We start from the raw sequence: 19,256 nt of genomic DNA on the forward strand, positions 1-19,256 counted from the left end.
CGGGGCCGGCTAAATCCGGCTCGCCAGGAGCTTCAGGCCGGCGGCACCATAGAACAGTGCCATCGCACCTTCGATCCAACGCCGCGCGGCTCGATAGCTGCGCAGTGCTCTTGGCGTCGAAAACAGCAGGGCGTAGCTCGTGAAGATCACCAGACCGGAAATCATGCAGACACCGATGATCAGCAGGATCGCCGAGGTCGGCGCATTTTCCGGCAGGCCAAGCGAGATGATGGCGAGCCAGGCGAAGATCGCCTTCGGGTTCGTCATGTGTATGGCATATCCTCTCAGCCAAAGCTGCCGTGCACCGAGGCTGGTCTTCGCTTGGCCGATTGCTGCCTGAGCATCAGGCAGGCGTGCCGATTTGAAGGCTTTCCAGGCGAGATAGAGCAGATAGAGCCCGCCGAGGATCTTCATGATTTCGAGCGCGATCGCATAGTGCCGCAGCACCGCGGCAAGCCCGAGCGCGGCTGCGGTTGCCCAGGTCAGCGATCCACCGCTGATGCCGAAAGCGGTGATCAGGCCGGCGCGTCGGCCCTGCGCGATCGAGGTGCCGATGATGGCAAAGACCGCAGGTCCGGGACTCACCACGGCAATCAGATAGGCGACATAGGCCGGCCACATCTGCGGCAGGAAGCTGAAAACCTCAGGCATCGAACTGCTCCTCAGTGTTCGCGGCTGGCGATGAAACGAGCCGCTTCCTGAAGTATTTCAGCTTTTTCTCCGTAGGGAGCAAGAAGATCCACGGCCTCGACGGTCAGCGTGGCGAGCCGTTCCTCGGCCCAGGCAATTCCATGCAAGGCAACCAGGGTGCCCTTGCCGCGTCCGGCGTCCTTGCCTGTCGCCTTGCCGAGTGTAGCGGCATCGGCGGTGATATCGAGAAGATCGTCGGCGAGCTGGAAGGCAAGTCCGATCTTCTGGCCGAAAAGGCTGAGACGTTCGCGATCGCTCTCCCCCGCTCCCGCCAGGATGGCTCCGGCCTCGCAGGCGAAGCGCAGGAGCGCGCCGGTCTTCATGGCCTGCAAGGTGGTGATGCCAGCCTCGTCCGGGGGCGATTTTTCCGCGGCAAGATCGAGCGCCTGGCCACCCGCCATGCCGCCAATGCCGGCAGCGCGCGCAAGCGCCAGCACCAAGCCTGCCTTCCTTTGAGCAGGAAGATCGGTCTCCGGCGCGGCGACCACATCGAAGGCATAGGTGAGCAGACCATCGCCGGCGAGAATGGCGGTCGCTTCGTCGAAAGCCTTGTGGACGGTCGGCTGACCGCGGCGCAGGTCGTCATCGTCCATGGCCGGCAAATCGTCATGGATCAGCGAATAGCAGTGGAGGAATTCAAGGGCCGCCCCAACGCGGCGCGCGGCTTCAGGCTCGCCGTCGAAGAGCGCCGCACTCTCCTCCACCAGAAATGGCCGCAACCGTTTGCCGCCGTTCAGCGCGCCGTGGCGCATCGCGGCCAGCAGGTGGGACGGGCGGGCGATCTCGCCGGCAAGGCATTGATCGGAAAGCAGCAGCCCAAGCAGAGCTTCTGTCTCCGCCGCCCTCTCCCGCAAGTGGTTTTCGAATGCTGTCCGTCCCATCGTCATGGCCGCTGTTTGGCATGACGGTGACTGGCTGGCAACGGCGATTCACCAGTACACGGGAAGTTTTCATCGGCGGACTCGCCTTGCCCGTACGCAGCGGCTATGAAACTTCCGGGAAAGAGAGGAAGAGTGGGGATCATTGGACGTCAGCTAGGAACAGTTCCGCCGGAGAGGATGAGCCGTTGATAGCGCGAGCCGGCCGAAGGCGACCCTTTCAGTCGCGTCTGCGGCGGGTCGTGCTCGCTGCCATTGCGCTCGTGCTTCTGCCGTATCTCTTGATCTTCGTCTATGGAGTCCCCTTCGTTCGCCCGATCTCAACGCTGATGCTGGCCGATCTTGCGGCTTTGCGTGGCTATGACCGGCAATGGGCAGATTTCGAGGACATCTCGCCAAACCTCGTGCGCGCCGTGATGATGTCCGAAGACGGACAGTTCTGTGCCCATGGCGGCGTCGACTGGGGGGAAATGCGCCTGGTCGTCCAACAGACGATCAAAGGCGATGCGACGCGCGGCGCAAGCACCATATCCATGCAGACGGCGAAGAACCTTTTCCTCTGGAACGGGCGCTCCTTCCTTCGCAAGGTGCTGGAACTGCCGCTTGCGATCGCGGCCGACTTTGTCTGGCCGAAACGACGGATGATGGAAATCTATCTCAACGTCGCGGAATGGGGTCCCGGCATCTACGGCGTCGAGGCGGCGGCAAAGCATCACTTCGGTGTTTCCGCCTCGCAACTCAGCCGGCAGCAGGCCGCACTTCTCGCCGTTGCACTTCCCAATCCGATCGAGCGCGTGGCGGGCAAGCCCGGCCGCGGCATGCGGCGGCTTGCCGGCCTGGTGGATCGCCGGGCGCGAAGCTCCGGCGACTATATCAAATGTCTTTATGACTGAGTTTCCGCGATTTCATTGGTCGTGAGGAATGGCGGTCGGTATAGGGGCAGCAGTGCTCAATCGGGGAACCCACATGGACAAGTTGATCCTCTATATCGGCAATAAGAACTATTCGTCATGGTCCTTCCGCCCCTGGATGGCGCTGACGGCGGTCGGCATCGACTTCGAAGAAGTTCTGATCCCCTTCGATTTTCCGGCCGGCAATCCGAAATTCAAGGGGATTTCGCCGACGGGGCGCGTGCCGGCCCTGCATCACGGTGAGGTGCGTGTGTGGGAGTCTCTCGCGATCATCGAGTATGTGGCGGAGCTTTTCCCAGACAAGAGCTTGTGGCCCAGGGCGGTAGCGGACCGTGCCGTTGCCCGGTCGATCTCCATGGAGATGCTGTCCGGCTTTCGGGCGCTCCGCAGCGCCTGCCCGATGGACATGCGTCGTCCGAAGGGAAAGATCGCCCTGCCGGACGGTGTTACGGAGGATATCGCCCGCATCGAGACGATCTGGCGGGAGTGCAGGAAGAAATCCGGCGGGCCTTTCCTGTTCGGGCAATTTTCTGCGGCCGACGCGATGTTCGCACCGGTCGTCAGCCGTTTCGAGGTCTATGACCTGGTGACGGACAGCGATACGCTCGACTACATGGCGGCGGTGAAGGCGCACCCCGCCTGGCTGAAATGGCAGCAGGCGGCGCTCGCTGAGACCTGGATCGTACCGGAAGGCGAGGCATAGGCGGAATTCTCGAAAAAATCCGGCCGGGGACTGGTCAAAGCCCTGTCGGGCATGTATAAGCCCGGCAAATTTCCGAAATCGAGACGTGACGAGTTCGGCCTCAATTCCGGCCGGGGATCATGTCTTGCACGAAGTGGAGTAACAGAAATGGCTGTACCGAAGAGAAAAACGAGCCCGTCGAAGCGCGGTATGCGCCGCTCCGCTGATGCGCTCAAGACTCCGACCTATATCGAAGATAAGAACTCCGGCGAGCTGCGCCGTCCGCATCACATCGACCTCAAGACCGGCATGTATCGCGGTCGCCAGGTTCTGACGCCGAAGGAAAGCGCATAAGCTTTCCTTGCAGGAAGTTTGCATGAAGGCCGGCTTTGCCGGCCTTTTTTGTTTCTTGGTTTTCAGGCAGGCAGCGACACGGCGGCTGGAGGTGCCTCGCATCGTCGATAAGGGTCTGCATCGCGGTAGGGGAGGCTTCGGCTCGCGTCAGCTTCCCAAGCGGTCGAGCCGGTTCTGAAGATTGCGGAGCTGTTCCTTCAGCTCGTCGATATCCTTCGATTCTGCCTTTTTGGGCGTGGGAGCCGGGGGCTGCGCCGTGAAGGGAGAGAACATCTGCACGGCCTGCCGGAACAGCTCCGTGTTGCGCCGCACCTGCTCTTCCATCATCTGCATCGGGACCTGCAGGTTCTTGGTCAGCGGCGTTTCGCCAAAGGCCCGCGTCATCTGCTCGCGCATCTGCGCCTGCTGGTCGGCGAAGGTCTTCATCGAATGCTCGAGGAAGGTCGGCACCACCATCTGCATATGGTCGCCGTAGTAGGATATGAGCTGGCGCAGGAAGGAAACCGGCAGCAGCGTGTTGCCGGTTTTTGATTCCTGCTCGAAAATAATCTGGGTCAGCACGGAATGGGTAATGTCTTCGCCCGTCTTGGCATCCTGAACGGTGAATTCCTCACCCTTCTTCACCATTTTTGCGAGATCTTCCAGCGTCACATACGTGCTGGTGCCGGTATTATAAAGGCGCCGGTTGGCATATTTCTTGATTATGATTTCGCCTTCGGTTTTCGCCATAGTTTGCCTCCTCGTCCCGTCGGTGTGTTTTTATGTTTGGTATTTCTTCTCCCAAAATGAATGTAAGCCCAAATGACGCAGGCTGACAATCTCTTTGTGCAACGCGATGTCATTCGTGTTGCGCAGCAAATCCATGTATTTTCAAGGTCATTAACAGCATATAACCGGCCGTGCCTGGCGTTTGACTCCGAAGGCGAGCTTTGCCAGTCTCGTGCAATGCACCAATAAGGAGGAGACATCCATGGCCACCCCATCCATCGTCATCGCATCGGCGGCCCGCACCGCTGTCGGCTCCTTCAACGGAGCGTTCGCGACCGTGCCGGCGCATGAACTCGGGGCGACTGCGATCAGGGGAGCGCTGTCGCGCGCAGGCGTCGATGCCGCCGAGGTCGACGAAGTGATCCTCGGCCAGGTGTTGTCGGCCGGCGAGGGGCAAAACCCGATCCGGCAGGCGGCAATGAAGGCTGGCGTCCCGCAGGGAGCGACCGCCTGGGGCGTCAACCAGGTCTGTGGCTCAGGCCTGCGCGCCGTGGCACTCGGCATGCAGCAGATCGCGCTTGGCGATGCGCGGATCATCGTCGCCGGCGGGCAGGAATCGATGTCCATGGCACCCCATTGCGCGCATCTGCGCGGCGGGGTGAAAATGGGCGATTTGAAGTTGATCGATACGATGATCAAGGACGGGCTGACGGATGCCTTCTATGGCTATCACATGGGTATCACCGCCGAGAACATTGCCCGCCAATGGCAGCTTTCCCGCGATGAACAGGATCAGTTCGCCGTGTCCTCCCAGAACAAGGCGGAGGCGGCGCAGGCTGCCGGGCGGTTCAAGGATGAGATCGTTCCGTTCGTCGTTCAGACGAGAAAGGGGGACGTGACGGTGGACAGCGACGAATATATTCGCGCCGGCGCGACGCTCGATGCCATGGCCAAGCTTCGCCCCGCCTTCGACAAGGAAGGAACGGTGACCGCGGGCAACGCGTCCGGAATTAACGATGGGGCCGCCGCCGCCGTGCTGATGACGGAAGAGGAGGCGGTCCGCCGTGGTCTTGCGCCATTGGCGCGCATCGTGTCCTGGGCGACGGCCGGTGTCGATCCGCAGGTCATGGGAACCGGCCCCATTCCTGCTTCGCGGAAGGCACTCGACAAGGCCGGCTGGAAGGCTGCCGACCTCGATCTGGTGGAATCCAACGAAGCTTTCGCCGCGCAGGCTTGCGCAGTTAACAAGGAGCTTGGCTGGGACCCGGCAATCGTCAACGTCAACGGCGGGGCGATTGCCATCGGTCACCCGATCGGCGCGTCCGGTGCTCGCATTCTCAATACGCTGCTCTTCGAGATGAAGCGCCGCAGCGCCAGGAAAGGGCTTGCGACACTCTGCATCGGTGGGGGCATGGGTGTCGCCATGTGCTTTGAGGCCATGTAGCCGGTCGAAGGCGCCTCGACGATTTGAAGGCGGATATATCGGGAATGACAAACGCTCGTGGAATTACCGCTTAACCGGATCATCAAGAATCGGATGCGGTTAAGCAAAAAGGGGAAATGTCGAGCATGAGAAGGGTCGCCCTGGTTACGGGAGGAACACGCGGTATCGGCGCCGCGATCTCCATCGCACTCAAGGATGCGGGCTACCGCGTCGCGGCGAATTTCGCCGGCAACGAAGAAAAGGCGAATGCCTTCCACGAGAGCACGGGTATTCCGGTCTTCAAATGGGATGTGTCGGATTATCAGGCTTGCGTCGAGGGCATAGCAAAGATCGAGGCGGAGCTCGGCCCGGTGGATGTCCTCGTCAACAACGCGGGGATCACACGTGACGGAATGTTCCACAAGATCACCCCGCAGCAATGGAACGAGGTCATCGCGACCAACCTGACGGGTCTCTTCAACATGACTCATCCGGTCTGGCCGGGCATGCGCGAGCGTGGCTTCGGGCGCGTCATCAACATTTCGTCGATCAATGGCCAGAGAGGGCAGCTCGGGCAGGTCAATTATTCCGCAGCAAAGGCCGGCGATCTCGGCTTCACCAAGGCACTGGCACAGGAAGGGGCGACGAAAAACATCACCGTCAATGCGATTTGCCCTGGCTATATTGCGACGGAGATGGTGATGGCTGTGCCGGAAAAGGTGCTGAGCGAGAAAATCATCCCGCAAATCCCGGTGGGCCGTCTCGGCGAGCCGGAGGAAATTGCCCGATGTGTGGTGTTCCTCGCTTCTGACGATGCAGCTTTCATCACTGGATCGACACTCACCGTGAATGGCGGTCAGCTCTTCGTTTGACGGGTGCTTTCGTGTCCGATCATTAACGATTGGATGGAAGAGCGACCAGGAAACCTCGGGATTTTGTGGTTAACAGATTGTTTTGCAACGATATGTAGCGGTGAACAAAACACGAAAACGCATCCGTCGCCGATTCGTCAGCGATTCGTTCCGGTTTCGGCCCGAAAGTTAACGGCGGCAAATGAACGGGCGCCGCTTTAGACCGCGCCCGCTTGTTTCAGTGTCCCCGATAGCCGGTACGGCTTAGCGGCAACGTGCCTCGTAGGTCCGGCCGTAACGGTCGCGATAGACGCAATAGCCGCGCCGCTTTTCGGATTCACCGATTGCCGCGCCGACCAGGCCCCCGGCCACTGCGCCGACGGCCGCGCCGCCCCAACTATCGGTGACCGCACCGCCAATGACTGCGCCGGATGCTGCGCCGATCGCGGTTCCCTTCTCGGTGGACGTGCAGGATGCAAGCGTTCCGATCAGGGCGCATGCGAGCAAGAACTTTTTCATCTGACTTTCCCTTCCCTTCTATGCGGGTGCCCCGCTCAGATCCTGCCCATCAGCAGGAGGATGATGAGGATCAGGACCACCAGGCCAAGTCCGCCCGAAGGGCCATATCCCCAATTTCGGCTGTAGCCCCAGTTTGGCAACGCACCAACCAAGAGCAGAATGAGGATCACGAGTAAAATCGTTCCGAGCATGGTTTTCCTCCTCCTCTGCAGAATCTGTCAAGACGTGCGGGAACAAACGCTGGGTTAACAGTTTTGTTCCAGACAGGGCGGTCTTTGTAAACAATGGGTAAATGGAATAGGAGAAAACGTTAACAACGGTCACCGATCACCCGCCAAAGTGAGTTTCAAAAACCGGTCTCTCGTGTCTTTCACGTGCGGTGGCCTACCAGATGTTGTGAGAACAGAACATGAAAGTGTTCCTGTCACCGATTCGTCGGTGATTCGTTCCGCCTTTGGTCGAGATGTTAACGGGAGCGGCTTCATGAGACGGCGAAAGCGCTGGAGCGCCTAAGAAAAATTAACCAAATCAATTGATTGACTCTTTCGGTTTTCTCTGAACATGCGCCCCCTTCACCTTTGTTGCTGCCTGGAGAGGGCGGCAACAGGCAAGATTCAGAATATCGTGGCACCTTCATCCGCTCTCACTAAATATAGCGGTGAACAAAAACTGAATCCTCTTGAGTCTTCGATTCGTAGCCGATTCGTTCGCGTTTGTTCGCCAGCGGGTGTTTTTCGGGTGTGGGAAGCGCAGGTTCGGGATGGATGTCTCGGATTTTTGCGAAAGGAAGGGCTCTGCCGACTTGCCTTTCGCTGCGTGGATTGCCATGTGTGACACGGTCGCCGTTTCGTGCAAGCGAGGGAGCGGCCGGATAGGATGTTTGGGATCCGGCTTTGAACTTCCAGCCCATGACGCTCAGCGGGCGCGGCGTAACCGCCGTACTCGGCCCCACAAATACCGGCAAGACTCACTATGCCATCGAAAGGATGGTGGCGCACGGATCGGGCGTCATCGGCCTGCCGCTGCGCCTGCTGGCGCGCGAGGTCTATACGCGCGTGGTGGAAAAGGTCGGGACCGCGCATGTGGCTCTGGTCACAGGCGAGGAAAAGATCACGCCCCCTAATGCGCGGTTTTCCGTCTGCACCGTGGAGGCGATGCCGCGCGAGACCAAGTCCGCTTTCGTCGCTATCGACGAAGTGCAGCTGGCCGGCGATCTCGAACGGGGCCACATCTTCACCGATCGTATCCTGCACCTGCGCGGGCGCGAGGAGACGCTGCTTCTCGGGGCCGCCACCATGCGCCCCATCCTGGAAAAACTGCTTCCGGGTCTCACCGTGGTGGAACGGCCGCGTCTCTCGCAGCTCTTCTATGCCGGACAGAAGAAGATCACCCGCTTGCCGCAGCGCTCTGCGATCGTCGCGTTTTCAGCTGACGAAGTCTATGCGATTGCCGAATTGATCCGCAGGCAGCGCGGCGGAGCGGCAGTCGTGCTCGGTGCTCTCAGCCCACGAACGCGCAACGCCCAGGTCGGGCTCTATCAGGCGGGCGACGTCGAATATCTCGTCGCCACCGATGCGATCGGCATGGGCCTCAATCTCGACGTGGACCACGTAGCTTTTGCGCAGGACAGGAAATTCGACGGCTACCAGTTCCGCAATCTCAACCCGGCCGAGCTCGGCCAGATCGCCGGACGCGCCGGTCGATACCTGCGCGACGGCACCTTCGGCGTCACAGGGCAGGTGGCGCCCTTGGACGACGAACTTGTCGAGAGGATCGAGGGCCATGAGTTCGATCATGTGAAGGTGCTTCAGTGGCGTTCCAAGAGCTTCGACTTTTCCTCGCTCAAGGCACTGCGCGACAGTCTCGATACGGCTCCGACCCTGCCGGGATTGGCGCGGGCGCTCCCCGCTACGGACAGCCAGGCGCTCGATTACCTTTCCCGCTATCCGGAGGTGAAGGACGTCGCCACCACGCCCGCGCGGATCGAAAAACTCTGGGAGACCTGTGCGCTGCCGGATTATCGCCGTATAACGCCTGCACAGCACGCGGACCTGATTTCGACGCTTTTCTTCGATCTCGTAAGAGCGGGAACGGTGAACGAAGATTTCATGGCCGAGCAGGTTCGCCGTGCCGACCGAACCGATGGCGAGATCGACACGCTTTCCGCCCGGATCGCGCAGATACGCACCTGGACCTATGTCTCAAACCGCCCCGGCTGGCTTGCCGATCCGACACACTGGCAAGAAAAGACGCGGGAAATAGAGGATAGGTTGTCCGACGCGTTACATGAACGGTTGACGAAACGCTTTGTTGATCGCAGGACATCTGTGCTCATGAAGCGCCTTAGAGAGAATGCGATGCTGGAAGCAGAAATCAGTGTGAATGGCGATGTCTTCGTAGAGGGGCATCACGTCGGACAATTGGCCGGGTTCCGGTTCACGCCCGTTGCGGGTGCGGAAGGGCCGGATGCCAAGGCTATCCAGGCCGCGGCTCAAAAGGCGCTTGCTCTGGAGTTCGAAGCCCGGGCCGCCCGGCTTTACGCGGCGGGCAACGGCGACTTCGCGCTCGCCTCGGATGGTTTCGTGCGCTGGCTCGGAGAGCCCGTGGGCCGCCTTGCCGCGGGCGACAACGTGATGCGCCCCCGCGTTATCCTTCTGTCGGACGAGCAGCTTACCGGCAATGCGCGGGACCATGTCCATGCTCGCATCGAGCGCTTCGTCAATCATCACATCGCGACGATTCTGAAGCCGCTCGATGATCTTTCCCGTGCCGAGGACCTTCAGGGGCTGGCAAAGGGACTGGCATTCCAGCTCGTCGAAAACCTCGGCGTGCTCTTCCGCCGCGATGTCGCCGACGAGGTGAAGGCGCTCGACCAGGATGCCCGTGCTTCCATGCGCCGCTATGGCATCCGCTTCGGCGCCTATCATGTTTTCATACCGGCGCTTCTGAAGCCCGCTCCCGCAGAGCTCATTACGCTGCTGTGGGCGTTGAAGAATGACGGTCTCGACAAGCCGGGTTATGGGGACCTCATTCCAGCGCTTGCCGCCGGCCGCACGTCGGTCGTCGCGGAGCCAGGCTTCGAGCGGATGTTCTACAAGCTCGCAGGCTTCCGCTTCCTCGGAAAGCGCGCGGTGCGCATCGATATCCTGGAGCGCCTTGCCGATCTGATCCGGCCGCTGCTGCAGTGGAAGCCCGGCGCGACGCCGCGTCCGGAAGGTGCCTATGACGGTCGGCGCTTCACGACGACCACCGCCATGCTCTCGATCCTCGGTGCGACGCCGGACGACATGGAGGAGATACTCAAGGGGCTCGGTTATCGGGCGGACGTGATCAAGGCCGAGGAGGCTCAGGCTTTCCTTGCGAGCCATGACGTCGGTGCCGCGACCACATCCGCGCCGGCTGTAGAAAGCTCGACCGACACGGACGAAGAGGCCGATGCTCTCGGCGAAGATCGGGCCGCGGAAGCGCCGGCTGAGGGACAGGTGGAAGAAACGGCTGCCGAAGCTCCGGCTCAGGAAGCAACAGTTGAGCCTGCTACAGAGGCGGGGGATGCCTCCGAGGCTGCCAAGGCCGCCGAGCCGGAAGAGCCGAAACCGGTCCTGCTCTGGCGTCCGAGTGGCGGCCGCGACAACCAGCGTCGCCCACAGCAGGGTGAGCGGCGAGGTCAGGGGCAGGGCCAAGGTCAGGGTCAGCGGAATGCCGGCGCCGGCGCGGAAGGCCGGCGTGAGGGTGGCAGACCCAATCGCGAAAACCGTCGGCCGGACGGGAACAAGGGGGACCGCGGGCCGCGACCGGACCGTGGTGAGCGTCAGGATCGGGCGGAGCGTGGCAAAACGTCGCAACCTGCTCGTTTCGAGGCCAAGCCCCCGCGTAAGGAGAAGCCGATCGACCCGGATTCGCCCTTCGCAAAACTGGCTGCGCTCAAGGAGCAGATGAAGAAATAGGTCTCTCATGACGGAAACGGAGCCACAGCGAGATTCGCGGCAGCGCATCGACAAGTGGCTCTTCTTCGCCCGCATGGTGAAATCGCGTTCGCTTGCACAGTCGCTGATTTCAGCGGGTGCGGTGACGATCAATGGCGAGGCCTGCGATCAGCCGAGCCGCATGGTAAAGCCTGGCGACAGGATCGAAATGCTGCTCGATAGGCGCGACGTCGTTTTGGTAGTGCGCGCGCCCGGCGCTCGGCGCGGCCCTTTCGAAGAGGCGAGACTGCTTTACGACGACGTGACGCCCTCTGATCGGCAGAAGCCGCTCACGCCTTTCGAGCGTGCTCAGCGCGGACCTGCATCCCGACCTTTTCGAAGATAGGAGCCGCGGAAACGGGAAGCTTTACGATCTGATCTCGATGAGAATAAAGCACTCCCGAGAGCCGGTTTAAAGGATTGTTTGTCCTTGCTATATGCCTGCAAAGGCTTTACCTGACGGACGAAATCCGGTCACGTGCCCCAACCGGAAACGGGCAGGTTTTCGGTTTTCCCTGGCGCCTTTTCTGTTCGCCTTTGCTCTGACCGCGATTTTCTCGGAGTGCCGTAATGACGTATGTCGTGACCGACAATTGCATCCGCTGCAAATATACCGACTGCGTGGAGGTTTGCCCGGTCGATTGCTTTTACGAAGGTGAAAATTTTCTCGTTATCCATCCGGACGAATGCATCGATTGCGGCGTTTGCGAGCCGGAATGTCCCGCCGAGGCGATCAAGCCGGATACGGAACCGGGCCTCGACAAATGGCTGAAGCTGAATGCGGATTACGCTCAAATCTGGCCGAACATCACGGTCAAGCGGGACGAGCTACCCGAAGCCAAAGAGATGGACGGCGTCGAAAACAAATTCGATAAGTTCTTCTCGCCGGAGCCCGGCCAAGGGGATTGAAATCCCCTAAAGTCAACCCGATATTCCGATAGTACATTGCTTCTGCCTTTTTGTTGGGCAGCAGCAAATGATGCGCCGGAATCGGCTTCCTAAAGCAAATTATTGATTTCGGCACTTTTTTGTGGTACACAACAAATACTGTTCCACAAGGCGGCACTCGCGTGCCCAAAAAACATCACGAAAGCAACAGATCACCCGAAACGCGGTTCCCGTGACATTGCAACGCTGTAAGTTGTCAGTCGCCATTCGCGATGGGGTTTGTTTTTCGCGCGCGTTGGTCGGACCAGTATGGAAATGGCTTGACGGTTTTCCCCGTCTCATCCGGGCCTGATTGACCCGGTTCCCGACCCGGCAATCCGGGTGCGTAATAGGGAGTTTGTGAAACGAATGACGACTCAACAGAAGAAATCTCCGGCACGACAGGGCTTCAAGACTGGTGAATCGATTGTCTATCCGGCCCACGGCGTAGGCACTATCACCGCCATCGAAGAGCAGGAAGTGGCGGGCATGAAGCTTGAGCTTTTTGTTATCGATTTCGAAAAAGACAAGATGCGCCTCAAGGTTCCCGTTGCCAAGGCGGTCAGCATCGGCATGCGCAAGCTGTCGGAAACGGATTTTGTCGAACGCGCTCTCAAGGTCGTTCAGGGCAAGGCCCGCATCAAGCGGACCATGTGGTCGCGCCGGGCGCAGGAATATGATGCCAAGATCAATTCCGGTGACCTGATCTCGATCGCCGAGGTGGTTCGCGATCTCTATCGCGCGGAGAACCAGCCCGAGCAGTCCTACTCGGAGCGTCAGCTTTACGAGGCAGCCCTTGATCGCATGGCGCGTGAAATCGCTGCCGTGAACAAGATGTCTGAAACGGAAGCCGTTCGCCTCGTCGAAGTCAACCTTGCCAAAGGTCCCAAGCGCGGCAAGGCCATAGACGAAGATGAGTCCCAGGACGAAGCAGCCTGATCGAACCTCATAAAAAACCTAAAAGACCCGGCCTTGAGCCGGGTTTTTTGTTGGAACTTTTTTGCCTCTCTCGCGTTAACCCGCCGGAACGGCGAACTGACTGCTGCGCTATCAGTTCTTCCGTTTCGACAATGGCGCGGACACGTCCGGCAGAAGCCCGGTCGAATTCGCATCACCAGCGAGGGGAGCAAAAGCGACAGGTTACTGCACAGCGTCCATAGTCCGTCCGTTCCAAATCAACGGCATGGCGCGTCGGCTTGTCTGCTCGAGATCTCCTGTCTTTATCGGATCAGACCCGTTTGACGGAGAACACGATGAAAGCCATGTCCGCAGACCGCAACATGATCAAAATAGCGATGTCGGCTCCGTATCTAGCCCGCGAGGAGGAGCGGGATCTCGCCGTCCGCTGGAAGGACAGCCGGGATCAGGACGCTCGCAACCAGATCGCGCTTGCGCATATGCGCCTCGTTATCGCCATGGCATCCAAGTTTCGTGGCTTCGGATTGCCGATGAGCGATCTCGTTCAAGAGGGCTATGTAGGGCTCCTTGAAGCCGCGGCAAGGTTTGAACCAGCCCGCGACGTACGTTTTTCGACTTATGCAAGCTGGTGGATTCGTGCCTCGATGCAGGATTATATCCTGCGCAATTGGTCGATCGTGCGCGGCGGGACGAGTTCGGCGCAGAAGGCCCTGTTCTTCAATCTCCGCCGGCTGCGGGCCAAGCTCGCGCGTGGCGATTCCAATCTTACAGTTCGAGCCATTCACGAGGAGATCGCCATAGCGCTCGGCGTCAGCGTCGCGGATGTACAGACCATGGATGCCCGCCTTTCGGGCAATGATGCTTCGTTGCAGGCTCCGTCGATTGCCGGCGATACGGATAGCGGCGAAAGACTGGATATGCTGGCAAGCGCCGAACCGCTGCCGGATGAACAGGTTTCCGGAATGATCGACGGAGAGCGGCGGCTGAAATGGCTGCAGGGTGCGCTCACCAAGCTCAATGAACGGGAAAAGAAAATCATTCGCGCCCGGCGCCTCACTGACGACGGGGCAACGCTTGAGGCGCTCGGTGCGGAGCTTGGCATCTCCAAGGAGAGGGTGCGGCAGATCGAAAGCCGCGCCATCGAGAAGCTGAAATCGGCTTTGGTTTCCTCAAACCCTCAAATGGCCGCCGCCTGCTAGAGCAGGTGGCGATTTTGTCGGATTTGCTTCCTGCGCCTTTGATTTTACACATGCCATACTCGCAAGGCGCCGGCCATCTTGAGTGACATGCCTCAAGGAGGCATCGGCTATTCCGAAATTATCTTGACCTTCTGGCCGGGCGAAACTGTCGCGCCGGCTGGCATCGCGTTAATCAGCTTGAAAAGATCGAGCTTGCGGTCGGTCCCCATCATCCGGCCGGCGAGGGAGGCGATCGTGTCACCCTGGGCAACAGTGACGACGCGGATTCTCAAGGGCTTTAAGGCGGCGGTCTCCTGGGGCGTCATCTGCCGGAAATTCGTCCGCAAAAGGTTTGCCGTCGGCTCCAGCATCGTGCTGCCCTTCGGTACGGCCGTCAGGAACCGGAATATCTGATCGTTGAGGCGGATAACCGTGACATCGAAATCCCAGCGCTCGGCGGAAGCGCGCGCGGTCGCCGCCGGAAGTCCGTTCACCTGAATTTCTCTTACGGTTTCCGGTTGAAGCCCTGCGACCCAACCGCTCGTAAGGTAATTGGTGAGACTGTCGTACTCACCGGCTGCGACGCCGTCGAAACGGATGGCGGTCTCGCCGGGGCCGGTCGCCAGCACCGCCTCGACCTTGTTGTCGATCCGGAATGCGGGCGGAACCTCGAAGCGGATGCCGAGCCCACCGTGCAGGAAGGTCTGGCCGCGGACATAACCCTCCTGCGGGCTGTCGCCATAGAGAAGGCCGTCGATGCCGGCTATATAGTAGTCGCGTCCCTTGTCGCCGACAGTCCCTTCCTGTCCGAAATTGCGGGCATGGCGGCGGGCAAGATCGACACGCTGGGCCGAATTGGGATGGCTCGAGAGAAAGTCGAGGCTCTGGTCGCTATCGGGATCGACGGCGGAATAACGCGCATAGGCCGCCATCGAATCGAGGAACCGCGCGGCGGCATAAGGGTCATAGCCTGCTTCGCCGAGCATTCGCACGCCGATCACGTCGGCCTGCAATTCCTGTTGTCGGGAGAAGGCGGCGAGCCTGAGCTTGCCACGGGCCAAGGCCTGCTTGCCGGCAAGATCGCTCGACAATACTTCCGACACGACGCGGCTTGCGATTACCTCGGCTTCCTCGCGGCGTTGCCGTTCGATGCCGTGATTGGCGGTGACGTGCGCCATTTCATGCGACAGCACCGCAGCAACCTCCGATGCGTCGTTGGCGAGCGCCAGCAGCCCCCGCGTGACATAGAGATAGCCTCCCGGCAGCGCGAAAGCGTTGATAGCGGGAGAATTGAGGATAGTGATGCGATAGGACTGCGCCGGGTTTTCCGAAACGGCCGTCAATGCGCCTGTGATCCGGGCGACCAGACGTTCCGTTTTCTGATCATGATATTCGCCGCCGTAACTTGCGACGATGCGGGGGTGCTCACGCGCGCCCATCTGCGCGCGAGGATCGTTCTTCTGTACCTCTTCGACGATCTGCGGGTTCGAGGAGGGCGAAACATTCGGCTGGTAAGCCTGTTCGAGCACTGACTGGCAGCCGCTGAGCAAGATCGCGGCAAGAACGATACCGGTTACACCCCGCGAGCGGGGCATGGTATGGGCAAAGCGCTTGATGGGGGCAAGCACTGCCATTTCGCGCTCTCTGTTCGTGTTCCGCAGCTTCATGCCTCAAGACCCGCCTCCGAAACCGGTCCAGGAGACGCAACTCATCTCCATCTTCATGCCGGCTCGGTTTTCTGCTTCCATGTCGCTTAGCGATTTTTGCGTCACATGGACAGATGTTCTTATAGAAATTGGTGTCATCGATGCTTTTGCAAAGAAACCCCGCGGGGCGATGCCATTGTGGCACGTCCAAATTGTGGCGAGGGGTCTCGAGACTACGCCGTCAGGAAGTCCGAAAGAGCTTGGACGTCGGTGCGCGTCAGGAATTCCTCGATCGGCGCCTCCAGCAGAATTTTGCCGTTATCGATGAAGATCGCATGGTCGGCGAGCCGGCGCAATTCATCGGGATCATGGGTGACGATCAGGATCGTGTTACCGGCCTCCTGGTGCAGTTCCAGAAGCAGGTTCGCCATCGATAGCCGCAGGCCTGGGTCCAGCGCGGCGAAGGGTTCGTCCATCAGCAGGACGGGCTTTTGGCGGACGAGGGTGCGGGCAAAGGCTGCTCTTTGCCTCTCGCCCCCCGACAACATGCCGGGCATGCGCCTTTCGTAGTCGCCAAGCCCCACCCGTTGAAGCGCGTCCGAAATCGTTTGGCGATCCGTCGCTCCCAGCTTCAGAGACGGATTGATCCCAAGGCCGACATTGGTGAAGAGATCCAAATGGCCGAAGAGATTGTTGTCTTGGAAGATGATAGAGACAGGCCGTTCCGAAGGATGCCTTTCAGTCACGTTCTCGCCTGCAATTCTCACTTGCCCCGCATCCGGAGTTTCGAAGCCGGCGACGAGATTGAGAAACGTGGATTTGCCCGAACCTGAAGGCCCTGTGACGGCGATGATCACGCCGGCCGGCAGCCTACAATCGAAGCGGAAATTATTCGAGCCTAGCCGGAGCTCGACCTTATCCAGAACGATGCCGCCTTCTTCTTCAACCACGATCATTGGCCTTTCTGTATCCCGCAGTGCCGATCATCGTCAGGATGAGGCAGATCACGCCCAGGATCAGTGCTAACCCATCAGCATCGTTAGTGCGATAGCTGGATAGCCTGCTATAGACCAGCCAGGGAAGTGTCGTTAGATCGGCGGAGCCGAAAAGCGCTACCGCGCCGAGATCGCCGAGCGAAAGCGCCATGGCGAAGGAGAGCCCCACAAGAAGGGGTTTGGTCAAGGCTGGCCGGTCTATCCGCCAGAGTTTCGCCCATCCGGATATTCCGAGGCTTGCGGTGAGCCGGCCCGTTCGCTTGTGGTGGAGTTGCATGGCCGGCGCGAGAACGCGCACCACGAAGGGAAGTGCCATCAGCATGTTGATGGCCGCGACCAGGGCCGGCGCGAAACGGGCGACATCGCCGAAGGGCTGCAGGAGCAGGAACCAGCCGGTTCCGAGGACGACCGGCGGAACCAACAGCACCAGTGAGGACATGCCGCCGAGCAATGTCGAAAGACTTTTGGCCGGCGCGCCCGGCAGCTTCATGTCGGCGATGGCGTTTCGGGCAGTGATGATGGCAAGCGCAGCGGTCACGGCGAGCAAGCCGGCGGTAAACGCGATTGTGAGGCTGGTGAGGGCCGCACGCAGAAAGATGGGGCTGGTGACAAGGTTCCAGAGATCGGCCTTGAGGCCGGACAGAATGATGGAGGCGAGCGGCAGGATCAGGAAGGCGGTCGCAAGCAGGATCGCCAGACAATCCCAAAGGCGAGCGGTCGGGGTTTTGCCGTCGAAGCGACGCACTGCGCGGCCGACATCGGCGCTTGAATCCTCCGGAGCCGGAAAAAGGGAGATGGCGATCAGGATCAGCGCCGTCACGCCGATCTGCAGGAAGGAGAGAGCAATGGCGCGCGGCGGCTCGAAATCGAAACGCAGCGCCTGATAGATCGCCACTTCGAGCGTGGTTGCCGCCGGTCCCCCGCCGAGCACGAGTACGAGCGTGAAGCTGGTGGCGCAAAGCATGAAGATCAATCCGGCAATTCCGGGAATGACGCCTCTGATTGCGGACCATTCGATGAAGCGGAAAATGGAGAGGGATTTCATGCCGAGGCTGGAGGAAAGAAACCAGTATTCCGCCGGCAGCCGTTCAAGAGCGGCAAGCATCAGGCGAGCGGCGAGCGGCAGGTTGAAGAACACATGCGCCAGCAGAATGCCGGAAAGGCCGTATATACTCACAGGTTGATCCAGCCCAAGCTTCAACAGCAAGCCATTGAGCATTCCTTGTCTGCCCCAGATGCCGATCAGGCCGAGCGCGCCGATCAAAACCGGCAAGCCCATTGGCACGGCCATCAACCGGATGATCCAGATGCGACCGAGGAAGTTCGGCCGGCGAGCGAGCGCCAGCGCGACGGGAATGGCAAGACCCACCGAAAGCACAGTGGAAAGTGTCGCCTGCCAGAGCGTGAAGCGGAGGATGCGCCAGGTATAGGCGGTGAAAAGCCGCTCGCCGGATGTCCCGGCATCCCACGAAAGCAGCGCCCCCAGGGCGAGACCGATGAAGAGCACTATGCCCAGAAGGCTTGCCATTCCAAAGGCGATGCCGCGCCGTCGCTCTACGCCGGTCAGCATGAGGTCAGTTCATGCTCATCGCGGCAAGCCACTCGTCGATCCATGCCCGGCGGTTCTTGGCAACCTCGTCGGAACCCATCAGGAAGGTCTTTTGCGGCTGAACCAGTTTTCCGAAGGCTTCCGGCAGCGGCTGCGAGGTCTTTGCGGCCGGCATCATCCAGTTGGTGGTCGGAATGATGTCCTGGAAGGCCGGCGAGATCATGAAGCTCAGGAACTGCCGGGCAAGGTCCTTATCGGATGCGGTTCTTAGCAGGGCGGCGACCTCGATCTGGATGTAGTGGCCTTCCGAAAAGGCTGCCGCCTGGTAACGGTCGGTATTTTCCTCGATCAGGTGGTAAGCGGGAGAGGTGGCATAGGAGAGGACCATCGGCACTTCGCCCTTCGTGAACAGGCCATAGGCCTCCGACCAGCCGGGCGTCACCGTGAGAATGCGGTTCTTCAGCTTCGTCCAGGCTTCGGGCGCCTGATCGCCATAGACCGATTTCATCCAGAGCAGCAGGCCGAGCCCTGGCGTTGCCGTGCGCGGATCCTCGATCGCGATTTTCTGCGAAGGATCGCCTTCCACCAGTTCCTTGAGGCTCTTTGGCGGGTTCTTTATCGCCTGCGTGTCATAGACGACGGCGAAGTGGCCGTAATCATAGGGAATGAAGGTGTCGTCTGTGTAGCCACCAGGCACATTCACGGCGGAGGTATCGATGCCGTGCGTCTCGAATAGTCCGGTCACCTTGGCTTCGGAAATGAGGTTTGTGTCGAGGCCGAGCACGATATCCGCGCCGGTGCTCTCGCCTTCGAGCTTCAGACGGGTGAGAAGCGCCACCCCATCGGCGATCCCGACCATGTTAAGCACGCAGCCGCAGGTTTTCTCGAAGGCTTCCTTCACCTTCGGTCCCGGACCCCATTCGGCGATGAAGCTTTCATAGGTGTAAATGGTGAGCGTCTTTTCCTGCGCACTCGCGGAGGAAAAGCAGAGGCCGGCAGCGGCCGCGATCGACAGAAAAATGGTGCTTCGCATCGGCGCCCTCCTATTGTGTCGCTGCGGGGAAT

At 60.2% G+C, this 19,256-nt stretch carries 19 protein-coding genes; 10 read left to right on the top strand and 9 right to left on the bottom strand.

The features are described 5' to 3' along the window. Positions 1 to 9: 9 nt before the first annotated feature. Together YH62_RS20790 and YH62_RS20795 are read right to left on the bottom strand one after the other, a co-directional pair. Complete coding sequence (locus tag YH62_RS20790; RefSeq protein WP_046796193.1) at positions 10 to 651, bottom strand: LysE family translocator; 642 nt, start codon at positions 649 to 651, stop codon at positions 10 to 12. A gap of 11 nt (positions 652 to 662) precedes the next feature. Continuing rightward, positions 663 to 1,577 (bottom strand): polyprenyl synthetase family protein, encoded by a 915-nt coding sequence (locus YH62_RS20795; RefSeq protein ID WP_046796194.1) that lies wholly within the window; start codon positions 1,575 to 1,577, stop codon positions 663 to 665. Positions 1,578 to 1,756: 179 nt separating this feature from the next. Between YH62_RS20795 and mtgA the strand changes: the two genes are divergently transcribed. The 3 genes from mtgA (at position 1,757) to rpmF (ending at position 3,515) form a co-directional block, all read left to right on the top strand. Then, complete coding sequence (mtgA, locus tag YH62_RS20800) at positions 1,757 to 2,461, top strand: monofunctional biosynthetic peptidoglycan transglycosylase (protein ID WP_046796195.1); 705 nt, start codon at positions 1,757 to 1,759, stop codon at positions 2,459 to 2,461. 73 nt (positions 2,462 to 2,534) lie between these two features. Beyond that, positions 2,535 to 3,182, top strand: a complete 648-nt coding sequence (locus tag YH62_RS20805) for a glutathione S-transferase family protein (RefSeq protein WP_046796196.1) — start codon at positions 2,535 to 2,537, stop codon at positions 3,180 to 3,182. A 147-nt stretch (positions 3,183 to 3,329) separates the two neighbouring features. Beyond that, a complete protein-coding gene (gene rpmF, locus YH62_RS20810) occupies positions 3,330 to 3,515 on the top strand; it encodes a 50S ribosomal protein L32 (RefSeq protein ID WP_025425225.1) in 186 nt (61 codons plus the stop codon). Positions 3,516 to 3,662: 147 nt separating this feature from the next. Here rpmF and phaR read toward each other — a convergent pair whose 3' ends face one another. Continuing rightward, positions 3,663 to 4,244, bottom strand: coding sequence for a polyhydroxyalkanoate synthesis repressor PhaR (phaR, locus tag YH62_RS20815; protein ID WP_046796197.1), 582 nt, complete (start codon positions 4,242 to 4,244; stop codon positions 3,663 to 3,665). Between the two features lie 241 nt (positions 4,245 to 4,485). On the opposite strand from phaR, the gene YH62_RS20820 reads away from it, so the two are divergent. Then, positions 4,486 to 5,667 (top strand): acetyl-CoA C-acetyltransferase, encoded by a 1,182-nt coding sequence (locus YH62_RS20820; RefSeq protein ID WP_046796198.1) that lies wholly within the window; start codon positions 4,486 to 4,488, stop codon positions 5,665 to 5,667. Positions 5,668 to 5,792: 125 nt separating this feature from the next. Further along, on the top strand, positions 5,793 to 6,518 hold the full coding sequence (locus tag YH62_RS20825) for a beta-ketoacyl-ACP reductase (RefSeq protein WP_046796199.1): 726 nt from the start codon (positions 5,793 to 5,795) through the stop codon (positions 6,516 to 6,518). A 243-nt stretch (positions 6,519 to 6,761) separates the two neighbouring features. Here the strand turns inward: YH62_RS20825 and YH62_RS20830 are convergent, their stop codons facing one another. Both YH62_RS20830 and YH62_RS29600 read right to left on the bottom strand, forming a co-directional pair. Further along, entirely contained in the window at positions 6,762 to 7,016 is a 255-nt protein-coding gene (locus YH62_RS20830) for a YMGG-like glycine zipper-containing protein (protein ID WP_046796200.1), read from the bottom strand. A gap of 35 nt (positions 7,017 to 7,051) precedes the next feature. Next, positions 7,052 to 7,207 (bottom strand): DUF3309 family protein, encoded by a 156-nt coding sequence (locus YH62_RS29600; RefSeq protein WP_071006158.1) that lies wholly within the window; start codon positions 7,205 to 7,207, stop codon positions 7,052 to 7,054. Positions 7,208 to 7,924: 717 nt separating this feature from the next. On the opposite strand from YH62_RS29600, the gene YH62_RS20840 reads away from it, so the two are divergent. The 5 genes from YH62_RS20840 to YH62_RS20860 all read left to right on the top strand — a co-directional run bounded on the left by YH62_RS20840 (position 7,925) and on the right by YH62_RS20860 (position 14,022). Next, complete coding sequence (locus YH62_RS20840; RefSeq protein ID WP_046796202.1) at positions 7,925 to 10,960, top strand: helicase-related protein; 3,036 nt, start codon at positions 7,925 to 7,927, stop codon at positions 10,958 to 10,960. Positions 10,961 to 10,967: 7 nt separating this feature from the next. Then, complete coding sequence (locus YH62_RS20845) at positions 10,968 to 11,324, top strand: RNA-binding S4 domain-containing protein (RefSeq protein ID WP_046796203.1); 357 nt, start codon at positions 10,968 to 10,970, stop codon at positions 11,322 to 11,324. 224 nt (positions 11,325 to 11,548) lie between these two features. Beyond that, positions 11,549 to 11,887 carry a ferredoxin FdxA gene (gene fdxA, locus YH62_RS20850; RefSeq protein ID WP_046796204.1) on the top strand — a complete coding sequence of 113 codons (339 nt, stop codon included), beginning with the start codon at positions 11,549 to 11,551 and terminating at the stop codon, positions 11,885 to 11,887. Between the two features lie 387 nt (positions 11,888 to 12,274). Next, positions 12,275 to 12,844 (top strand): CarD family transcriptional regulator, encoded by a 570-nt coding sequence (locus YH62_RS20855; protein WP_046796205.1) that lies wholly within the window; start codon positions 12,275 to 12,277, stop codon positions 12,842 to 12,844. A 314-nt stretch (positions 12,845 to 13,158) separates the two neighbouring features. Further along, entirely contained in the window at positions 13,159 to 14,022 is an 864-nt protein-coding gene (locus tag YH62_RS20860; protein WP_046796206.1) for an RNA polymerase factor sigma-32, read from the top strand. A gap of 107 nt (positions 14,023 to 14,129) precedes the next feature. Here the strand turns inward: YH62_RS20860 and YH62_RS20865 are convergent, their stop codons facing one another. The 4 genes from YH62_RS20865 to thiB all read right to left on the bottom strand — a co-directional run bounded on the left by YH62_RS20865 (position 14,130) and on the right by thiB (position 19,224). Next, positions 14,130 to 15,596, bottom strand: a complete 1,467-nt coding sequence (locus tag YH62_RS20865; protein WP_137326724.1) for a M48 family metalloprotease — start codon at positions 15,594 to 15,596, stop codon at positions 14,130 to 14,132. Positions 15,597 to 15,880: 284 nt separating this feature from the next. Beyond that, complete coding sequence (locus tag YH62_RS20870) at positions 15,881 to 16,603, bottom strand: ATP-binding cassette domain-containing protein (protein WP_046796207.1); 723 nt, start codon at positions 16,601 to 16,603, stop codon at positions 15,881 to 15,883. Next, a complete protein-coding gene (thiP, locus tag YH62_RS20875; protein WP_046796208.1) occupies positions 16,590 to 18,212 on the bottom strand; it encodes a thiamine/thiamine pyrophosphate ABC transporter permease ThiP in 1,623 nt (540 codons plus the stop codon). Before thiP ends, YH62_RS20870 begins: the two co-directional genes overlap by 14 nt. A gap of 4 nt (positions 18,213 to 18,216) precedes the next feature. Further along, positions 18,217 to 19,224 carry a thiamine ABC transporter substrate binding subunit gene (thiB, locus tag YH62_RS20880; RefSeq protein WP_046796209.1) on the bottom strand — a complete coding sequence of 336 codons (1,008 nt, stop codon included), beginning with the start codon at positions 19,222 to 19,224 and terminating at the stop codon, positions 18,217 to 18,219. Positions 19,225 to 19,256 lie beyond the last annotated feature (32 nt).

It is taken from the genome of Rhizobium sp. LC145, from assembly GCF_001005825.1.
Classification (GTDB): domain Bacteria; phylum Pseudomonadota; class Alphaproteobacteria; order Rhizobiales; family Rhizobiaceae; genus Neorhizobium.

Coding starts and splice junctions, on each gene's coding strand:
- YH62_RS20790 (WP_046796193.1), bottom strand. CDS start 651: ATGCCTGAGGTTTTCAGCTTCCTGCCGCAGATGTGGCCGGCCTATGTC.
- YH62_RS20795 (WP_046796194.1), bottom strand. CDS start 1,577: ATGACGATGGGACGGACAGCATTCGAAAACCACTTGCGGGAGAGGGCG.
- YH62_RS20805 (WP_046796196.1), top strand. CDS start 2,535: ATGGACAAGTTGATCCTCTATATCGGCAATAAGAACTATTCGTCATGG.
- rpmF (WP_025425225.1), top strand. CDS start 3,330: ATGGCTGTACCGAAGAGAAAAACGAGCCCGTCGAAGCGCGGTATGCGC.
- phaR (WP_046796197.1), bottom strand. CDS start 4,244: ATGGCGAAAACCGAAGGCGAAATCATAATCAAGAAATATGCCAACCGG.
- YH62_RS20820 (WP_046796198.1), top strand. CDS start 4,486: ATGGCCACCCCATCCATCGTCATCGCATCGGCGGCCCGCACCGCTGTC.
- YH62_RS20825 (WP_046796199.1), top strand. CDS start 5,793: ATGAGAAGGGTCGCCCTGGTTACGGGAGGAACACGCGGTATCGGCGCC.
- YH62_RS20830 (WP_046796200.1), bottom strand. CDS start 7,016: ATGAAAAAGTTCTTGCTCGCATGCGCCCTGATCGGAACGCTTGCATCC.
- YH62_RS29600 (WP_071006158.1), bottom strand. CDS start 7,207: ATGCTCGGAACGATTTTACTCGTGATCCTCATTCTGCTCTTGGTTGGT.
- YH62_RS20840 (WP_046796202.1), top strand. CDS start 7,925: ATGACGCTCAGCGGGCGCGGCGTAACCGCCGTACTCGGCCCCACAAAT.
- YH62_RS20845 (WP_046796203.1), top strand. CDS start 10,968: ATGACGGAAACGGAGCCACAGCGAGATTCGCGGCAGCGCATCGACAAG.
- fdxA (WP_046796204.1), top strand. CDS start 11,549: ATGACGTATGTCGTGACCGACAATTGCATCCGCTGCAAATATACCGAC.
- YH62_RS20855 (WP_046796205.1), top strand. CDS start 12,275: ATGACGACTCAACAGAAGAAATCTCCGGCACGACAGGGCTTCAAGACT.
- YH62_RS20860 (WP_046796206.1), top strand. CDS start 13,159: ATGAAAGCCATGTCCGCAGACCGCAACATGATCAAAATAGCGATGTCG.
- YH62_RS20865 (WP_137326724.1), bottom strand. CDS start 15,596: ATGCCCCGCTCGCGGGGTGTAACCGGTATCGTTCTTGCCGCGATCTTG.
- YH62_RS20870 (WP_046796207.1), bottom strand. CDS start 16,603: ATGATCGTGGTTGAAGAAGAAGGCGGCATCGTTCTGGATAAGGTCGAG.
- thiP (WP_046796208.1), bottom strand. CDS start 18,212: ATGCTGACCGGCGTAGAGCGACGGCGCGGCATCGCCTTTGGAATGGCA.
- thiB (WP_046796209.1), bottom strand. CDS start 19,224: ATGCGAAGCACCATTTTTCTGTCGATCGCGGCCGCTGCCGGCCTCTGC.